Annotated in this window: 9 protein-coding genes; all 9 read right to left on the bottom strand. The window is 44.6% G+C overall.

From position 1 onward, the window contains the following. Positions 1–62: 62 nt before the first annotated feature. The gene (locus AOQ29_RS05075) at positions 63–1,766 is read right to left on the bottom strand and encodes a DAK2 domain-containing protein (RefSeq protein ID WP_061993433.1); all 1,704 of its coding nucleotides are present in this window, start codon (positions 1,764–1,766) and stop codon (positions 63–65) included. Between the two features lie 4 nt (positions 1,767–1,770). After that, complete coding sequence (locus AOQ29_RS05070) at positions 1,771–2,130, bottom strand: Asp23/Gls24 family envelope stress response protein (RefSeq protein ID WP_061993432.1); 360 nt, start codon at positions 2,128–2,130, stop codon at positions 1,771–1,773. 180 nt (positions 2,131–2,310) lie between these two features. Further along, the gene (gene rpmB, locus AOQ29_RS05065; RefSeq protein ID WP_047974341.1) at positions 2,311–2,511 is read right to left on the bottom strand and encodes a 50S ribosomal protein L28; all 201 of its coding nucleotides are present in this window, start codon (positions 2,509–2,511) and stop codon (positions 2,311–2,313) included. Between the two features lie 92 nt (positions 2,512–2,603). Continuing rightward, positions 2,604–2,921 (bottom strand): thioredoxin, encoded by a 318-nt coding sequence (trxA, locus tag AOQ29_RS05060; RefSeq protein WP_061993431.1) that lies wholly within the window; start codon positions 2,919–2,921, stop codon positions 2,604–2,606. Then, positions 2,921–3,568, bottom strand: coding sequence for a thiamine diphosphokinase (locus AOQ29_RS05055; RefSeq protein ID WP_061993430.1), 648 nt, complete (start codon positions 3,566–3,568; stop codon positions 2,921–2,923). Before AOQ29_RS05055 ends, trxA begins: the two co-directional genes overlap by 1 nt. Before the next feature lie 69 nt (positions 3,569–3,637). Beyond that, the gene (gene rpe / locus AOQ29_RS05050; protein WP_061993429.1) at positions 3,638–4,294 is read right to left on the bottom strand and encodes a ribulose-phosphate 3-epimerase; all 657 of its coding nucleotides are present in this window, start codon (positions 4,292–4,294) and stop codon (positions 3,638–3,640) included. Between the two features lie 51 nt (positions 4,295–4,345). After that, positions 4,346–5,251 (bottom strand): ribosome small subunit-dependent GTPase A, encoded by a 906-nt coding sequence (rsgA, locus tag AOQ29_RS05045; RefSeq protein ID WP_061993428.1) that lies wholly within the window; start codon positions 5,249–5,251, stop codon positions 4,346–4,348. A 138-nt stretch (positions 5,252–5,389) separates the two neighbouring features. Further along, positions 5,390–7,234 carry a Stk1 family PASTA domain-containing Ser/Thr kinase gene (pknB, locus tag AOQ29_RS05040; RefSeq protein ID WP_061993427.1) on the bottom strand — a complete coding sequence of 615 codons (1,845 nt, stop codon included), beginning with the start codon at positions 7,232–7,234 and terminating at the stop codon, positions 5,390–5,392. Beyond that, a partial coding sequence (locus AOQ29_RS07710) for a hypothetical protein (protein WP_158530752.1) occupies positions 7,234–7,430 on the bottom strand: 197 nt, incomplete at its 5' end. The genes pknB and AOQ29_RS07710, both read right to left, overlap by 1 nt.

The following is a 7,430-nucleotide window of genomic DNA, read 5'->3' as shown; positions in this document are numbered from 1 at the left end:
AAAAAACCAACCTTACGGTTGGTTTTTTTATTTTGTAGCCATTATTTATAAAGAAATTATTCTTATTCAACTGAAAGCAAGAATGGGTAAAGGTCTTGTCCACCTTCGTGAACTTCACATTCCAAATCGGGGTCAAGATTTTCAACTGCCTCAGTCAAAGCCTTGATGTCCTTCTTTTTGGCATCCTTACCAGTAATGATGGTAACAATTTCACTATCCTCATCGAGCATTTCAGCTAACATATCAGTCGTTGTTGCCAAAAGTTTTTGGCCCACAACTTTAATATCACCATCAATAATACCCAACCAGTCACCATCTTGGATTGTTTGACCATTCAAAGTCGTATCACGAACCGCCTGAGTCACTTGACCAGAAACAACTGTTGCCAGTTCTTCCGTCATCGCTGCTTCGTTATCAGCAACTGGTGCAGTTGGATTGTAGCCGAGCATGGCTGTTAACCCTTGTTGAATAGTCCGTGACTTGACAACAGCCACCGGCACATCAACCAAGTCCTTGGCCTGGTCAGCTGCCAAGAAAATGTTCGAATTATTAGGCAAGATAACGGCAGCTTCCGCACCTGATGCTTCAATCGCTTCAACAAAGTCTGCTGTTGAAGGATTCATCGTTTGCCCACCAGTAATAACTCGGTAAACACCCAATGATTCAAACAATTCAGCAATTCCGGCTCCACCAGCAACGGCAAAGACCGCCACAGCTGGTACAGGCTTTTGTGGAACAGCTGGTACTTCAGCCTTGTCTTGGGCAGCTTGTTCATCAATCACGGCCTGTTGTTGGTCGCGCATGTTGTCGACCTTAACCTTAACTAATGAGCCAAATTCACCACCCCAGTGGATCACAGCCCCTGGATCTTCGGTATGGACGTGCACCTTAACAACATCATCGTCGTTAATAACCAAAAGTGAGTCACCACGTTCGGCAATATAATCGTAGAACGTTTGATAATCAAACGGCTTTTCAACAGTCGTTCCTTTACCAATTTCGACCATCACTTCGGTACAGTAACCGTACTTAATATCTTCTGGTCGTAATGATTCGTTCGCCTGAGCACCCGCATGCAACTTTGAAACCATTTGGTCCAATTCCGCATTGTCAGGAGCTTGCAAGTTTTCCTCTGAAACAGTTCCTGACAAAACGTCAGAAAAAGCGGAAAGAACCAAAACCAAACCTTGACCACCTGAATCGACAACGCCAACTTCTTTCAAGACTGGCAACATGTCCGGTGTCTTATCAAGGGCCACTTGGGCAGCTTCGGCAACCGTTGCCATCATCGTTGGTAAATCTTGTCCATCATTAGCAGCTTGGTCAGCTGCAACTGCAGCTTCACGGATAACGGTTAAGATTGTCCCTTCAGTTGGCTTCATCACTGACTTATAGGCAACCTGAGCAGCCATCATCAAGGCATCAGCCAAGTCACGGGCAGACAAGTTATCCTTACCAGTTAATGAATCGGCCATCCCACGAAAGATTTGTGAAAGGATAACGCCAGAGTTTCCTCTGGCCCCCATTAAGAGCCCTTTCGATGTCGCTTTCGCCAAGGCCCCTACTTGCTGATCTTTGGCATCGCGCTCATATTGAGCCCCTGAAGCCATCGACATGGCCATGTTTGTTCCAGTGTCACCATCTGGAACAGGAAAGACGTTTAATTTATTGATGTTTTCCGCATTGGCGGTTAATTTTGCCGCGGCGGCGTTGACCATCTTGCCATAATCGGCACCCGTGATGGTCATGATTTTTTCTGCAGTCATTTGGTTAATCCTTGGTTTCAATTCCTTGCACAATTACATTGACTTCAGGAACCTGAATGCCTAAGTAACTATCCAGATAATACTTGACCTTCCGTTGAACGGAAGCTGAGATATCTGCTAACTTCATGCCATATTGCACAACAATATAGACGTCAACGGTTACGCCCGCCTCTGTTTGCGAGACCACGACCCCACGGCCGTAATTCTCACGGTTTAAGATTTGGTTCATCCCGTCGCGTAAAGCAGACCGCGAAGCCATGCCAACCACACCAGGGTTGGCAATAGTTGCTCCACCAACAACCGATGCGATTACATCGTTTTCAACTTTGATCTCACCATTTTGAGTTTGAATCTTAATTGCCATGACGTTGTTGTGGAGCAAGTGCTCCACGTTCCTTTCTTTATTACGTTACTACTATTTTACCATGTTCTGGACTAAGGTTCTATTCGAACACTTTTTATTAAAAAATATAAAAATTTAAAAATAAGTTAGCCGAGAAAATTTGTCTTTTAAAATAAAAAAACCACCGTAAAGTGGTGGTTTTTATACACGTTCAATCGAACCGTTCTTTAATCCGGCCTTCAAAGTACGTGCTGTTAAGTAAACTTTCTTAGGTGCGGAACCGTTAATCTTAACAGTAACCTTTTGCAAGTTTGGCTTCCAGCTACGACGACTTGAATTCAAGGCGTGTGAACGTTGATTACCAAAACGGGTGCGTGCACCAGTAATTGCATCTTTTGCCATGTCTGACCCTCCTATCCGAGCCGAGGTATTGTTCATGCTCTTCTTGTCAACAATACAATATTTTACCAGATTGGAGAGCCTTTGACAAGAAATTAAGCGTATTTCTGCAAAATTTCAGCTAATTGCTCTTTGTTATGGAAACCAGTAATCCGTTCAACCGCTTGTCCGTCCTTAGTTACGACCAAGGTTGGGATAGCACGGATACCAAAATTAGATGCAGTTTCTTTGTTTTCATCAACATCAACTTTGTAAAAATTAATGCCCTTGGCGCTATCTTCTTCTGACAAAGCGTCTAAAACGGGTGACTGCATCTTGCAAGGACCACACCAAGTTGCCCAAAAATCGGTAATTGCAACACCGGTAGATGTTTCTTGTTCAAAATTTGAATCAGTAATTGCTGTGACAGCCATTAGCTACCTCCATCTTTGCTTTGCGTAACAACGATGATACCCGTCTCAAATGATAGGTGTACCAATTCGTTGATAAATTCATTCGATGACCACATTATAGCGCGACTTTTCGGCTGTGTCAACGTGTACTTCGCATCTAAAATTTTCAAATTGTCAACTATACCCAATGGCATAAACCCTAAATATTTCATCCCGGAAATCTGGCGTACCGCCTTTTCACCAGGCAATAAATAGGTCACGGAATTCTGTTGGTCAACCAATTCGACTCGCTCTGCAATTTCGGCAAACCCCGGCATAGCCGGAAAGGTTAAGTTGGCCAAAAGGTGGTCTAGTCTGCCGCCGGTTGCCCCGTAGACCTTAATTTCATCGGCACCAAGGTCAGCAGCCGTTTTTATGGCTAATTGGGTGTCTGTGAAGTCTTTCTCCGGTGGGAAGCGTCGAACGTCCGTATCGGTTAAATGAGCCGTTAAATCGGCAAATTCGGCTGTTGACAGTGAATCAAAATCACCCACCGCCAAATCAAATTCAATTCCTGCTTCTTTTAAGTACCAGGCACCTCGGTCAGCACCAAGCCACGTCCCCGGTTGGTCAAATAAGTCATCCGGCCAAAATTCTGTTGGTCCACCAGCTAAAATATTTACTCGCACATGTCTATCCTCCTGGCTCTGAAAAAAGCCAAGTAAAACGTGTTTTGTTTTACTTAGCTTTAAAATTAATTATTTTGTTAAATCCATCAATTGTTGAACCTTAGCCGCTGGGTCCTTCTTGTCATAGACATATGAACCGGCAACGAAAACGTTGGCACCAGCTGCAGCCGTCAAGACGATGGTCTTATCATTGATTCCACCATCAACTTCGATATCAAAGTCCAAACCATTTTCAGCCTTGTAAGCTGACAGTTCCTTGATCTTTTCAACCATTTCTGGCAAAAAGGCTTGGCCACCAAAGCCAGGGTTAACAGTCATAACCAAGACTTGGTCAACCATGCTCAAGACGGGCACAATGGCTGAAACGGGTGTTCCAGGATTGATAACGACTTCAGCTTTAACACCGGCAGCCTTAATCATTTGCAAAACGCGGTGAATATGAGGAGTTGCTTCAACGTGAACACCGATCAAATCAGCCCCGGCTTCAGCTAATTCTTCAACATGGTTTTCAGGGTGAACAGCCATCAAGTGAACATCTAAGAACAAATCAGTTTGGGGACGCAATTGCTTAACCCAAGCTGGACCATAGGCCATTGATGGTACAAATGATCCATCCATTAAATCAACGTGTAGGTACTTAGCGCCGGCTTGTTCAACCAAGGCGACATCTTCACCCAACTTTGTTACATCTGCACTTAAAATTGATGGTGCAATAATTCCTGCCATGTTTTTTCCTCTTTCTCATGCGCCAAAATCAATCGGTATGACCGATTAACCTCACTGACGCCACTTTTGACTAGACTTTTGATAGACTGGTCGCTTTCCTTTAATGATTTGATAGAATAGTTCATAACTATTATACCGTGCCTGGGAAATACTGCCAAGCTCTAAAGCCTCTTTGACGGCACAGCCGGGTTCGTTCAAGTGGGAACAAGTCCTAAACCGGCAACCGGCACTGACTGCTTTAATCTCAGGAAAGTAGTCCCCCAATTTTTCAACGGGGAAATCAAAGACTTCATACGACGAAAATCCTGGTGTATCGGCAATTAGTGCTTGATAGGCCGGTACCGGAATCAATGAGACTTGACGGGTCGTGTGCTTTCCACGTGAAAGCGCCTTGGAAACCTCACCCGTTGTTAGCTTCAATTCCGGTGCTAAAACATTTAGCAAGGTTGATTTACCGGCACCAGTTTGACCCATCGCCACGACAACTTTATCTGCTAACAATGGTTGAAAGGCTGCTTGTACGTCATCCGTTGACAAAACCACATCGTAACCAATCGCCCGATATTCCATTACCGTCGCTTGAAAAGCTGCCTGTTCTTCAGCAGACAGTAAGTCCAATTTTGAAAAATACAAAAGTGGCCGAACCCCGGCAGCTTCTAAGGCTACCAGTTGTCGGTCTAATAAGTTTTGTGAAAAGGCCGGTTCAACGATTGAAGTCACGACAATTGCTAAATCAATATTAGCAATTGGTGGTCGCACTAATTCATTTTCCCGGTCATGAAGGGCCCAAATAAAGCCCTCACCATTTTCAGATTCAAAGTCAGCAAAATCACCGACCAAAGGCTTTTGATTTTGTTGACGAAATTGTCCACGCGCCCGGGTCCGTTCAATCGTCCCGTCCGCTTGCATAATGTCATAATAACCGGCCAAAGACCGAATAATTCTTCCTGTTTTCATAGGCTTAGTATAGCATACTTGGGGCAAAATCAGCTTGTCCCACCACGATGAAAATCAAAAAAAACAAGCAAAATCTCAAAAAGAAATCTTGCTTGTTTTTGTCAATTGATTAATCAGCCATTCCTTCAAAAACAAAGTTTAATTCTGCTTTGTCGATGAGGATGATGCTGCTGAAGATTGTGAAGATGAGGATGATGCTGAAGATGACGATGACGAATTGCTACTATTACCAGTCGAAATCGTCAAAGACAGTGTCTTATTCGTCGAGAATTGTGAGCCAGGCATTGTATCCTGGGCAATTACTTGACCATTCGGTTGGTTTGAACTCTGATTAGTAAAGCTCAATTGTACATGGTTTTGGTTTGCCCAATTAATGGCATCACCTTGACTCTGACCAACCAGGTTTGGCAAATCAACCTTAGCAGCACCAGTTGAAACCGTCAAGACAACCGTTGTCTGACTTGGGTCAACAGAACTACCCGCACTAACAGATTGTGAAATCACCTCACCAGTTGGGACATCATTGCTTGACTGGGTTTTCTTTTTAACCGTAAAGCCTTGGCTATTAAGCTGTGAGGCCGCATCCCCATAAGTCCAACCAGTAAAGTCAGACAAGGAAACCGTATCACCACCAGAAGAAATCACCAGTTGGATTGACTTACCTTTTTGGACCTTTGAACCAGACCCTGGCTTAGTCTTCACGACATCCCCCTTAGAGACCGTCTTCGAAGTCGTATAGGTTGGACTTGTCGTCGACAAGCCGGCATCCGATAGCTTTGATTCCGCTTGACTTGCAGACATGTTGGAAACATCGGGAACAGAAACATAATTACCCGCGTAGTAGGCTACACCGGCAACACCACCCAAAAACAAGACAAGGGCCAACAAAGCTACCGCAATCTTCTTACCGGACTTGTATTTGATACCATTTTTAGCCAACACTTGGCGAACATACTTCGGTGTCCGATCAACTTTGGCAGCAATTGTGGCAACAGAGTCACCTTGCTTAGCATAGTCGATGATTTGATCAGTGACAGACTTACCTTCTTCGGGGTCCGTTAAGACCTCGGGGTCCGCCACGTAAGGACGGTCAGCCAAATCAGTGTCAACAATCCGCGTTTCGTCGGACGTAACCGGCACAAATCGGTCTTCGTGTGCCCGTCTTTTCGATAGTGAGGTCTTCAAGTCCTCCGCCATTGAAGCAGCTGAGACATACCGGTCTTCTGGGTTCTTAGCGGTCGCCCGCAAAATTACGTTTTCCAAGGGTTGTGGGATATCAGAATCGAAGTCTCTCACAAAAGGCATGGGCATGTTGCCGTGCATGTAAGCTACTTGGTCAGGTGTATCACCCTGGTAAGGTACCTGGTTGGTTAATAGTTCATACAAGATCACCCCTAAGGCGTACAAGTCTGAACGGAATGATGCTCGTTGACCAATTGGCAATTCCGGTGCCAGGTAATGGATTGAACCAATGACCTGGTGAGCCTGAGTTAAGGTATTCGTCCGGATTGCTGTCGCAATGCCAAAATCAGTGATTTTAATTTGGCCGTTTTGGTCAACGAGGATATTTTGTGGCTTTAAATCACGGTGAATAATTCCAGCTTCATGGGCAACTTCCACCGCAGCCAAAATTTGTTCCATGATATCAACAACCTGTTGGTACGGAATTGGGAAATGTTCTTGAATATAATTTTTCAAATCCATCCCATCAACGTATTCCATCACGAGGTATGAAGAGCCATTAAATTCACCTGCATCATAAACCTGAACAATGTGTTCATTAATCAGGGCCGTGGCTGCCTTAGCTTCTCGTTGAAACCGTTCAACTGCATCCGGCTGGTCACGATAATCCAGACGAATCATTTTAAGGGTAACATCACGGTTTAAATACGTATCAAAGGCTTGGTAGACATTAGCCATGCCACCGCCACCGAGAGGACGTACTATCCGGTAGCGGTGATCAATCATCGTTCCTTGTTCCATTAGTCTTCTCCTCCTGCTTGGGTATGACTATTTTTACTTTGGTCATCGCTGACCTTTTTATTTTCTAATGCCGCTGCGGCAATTTTTTGATCTGGACTCGTTAAATCTGTAACCAGCAAGGCCGTAATGTTATCCGGCACCTGCCGAGCAATCGCTGCCCGCATTAAGGTTTTAATCCGTTCGGTCAAATCAAAAA

The sequence above is a fragment of the Fructobacillus ficulneus genome (assembly GCF_001047075.2).
Lineage (GTDB): Bacteria > Bacillota > Bacilli > Lactobacillales > Lactobacillaceae > Fructobacillus > Fructobacillus ficulneus.
Note: the sequence above shows the minus strand (reverse complement) of the source record. Positions and strands in the feature narration are given on the sequence as shown.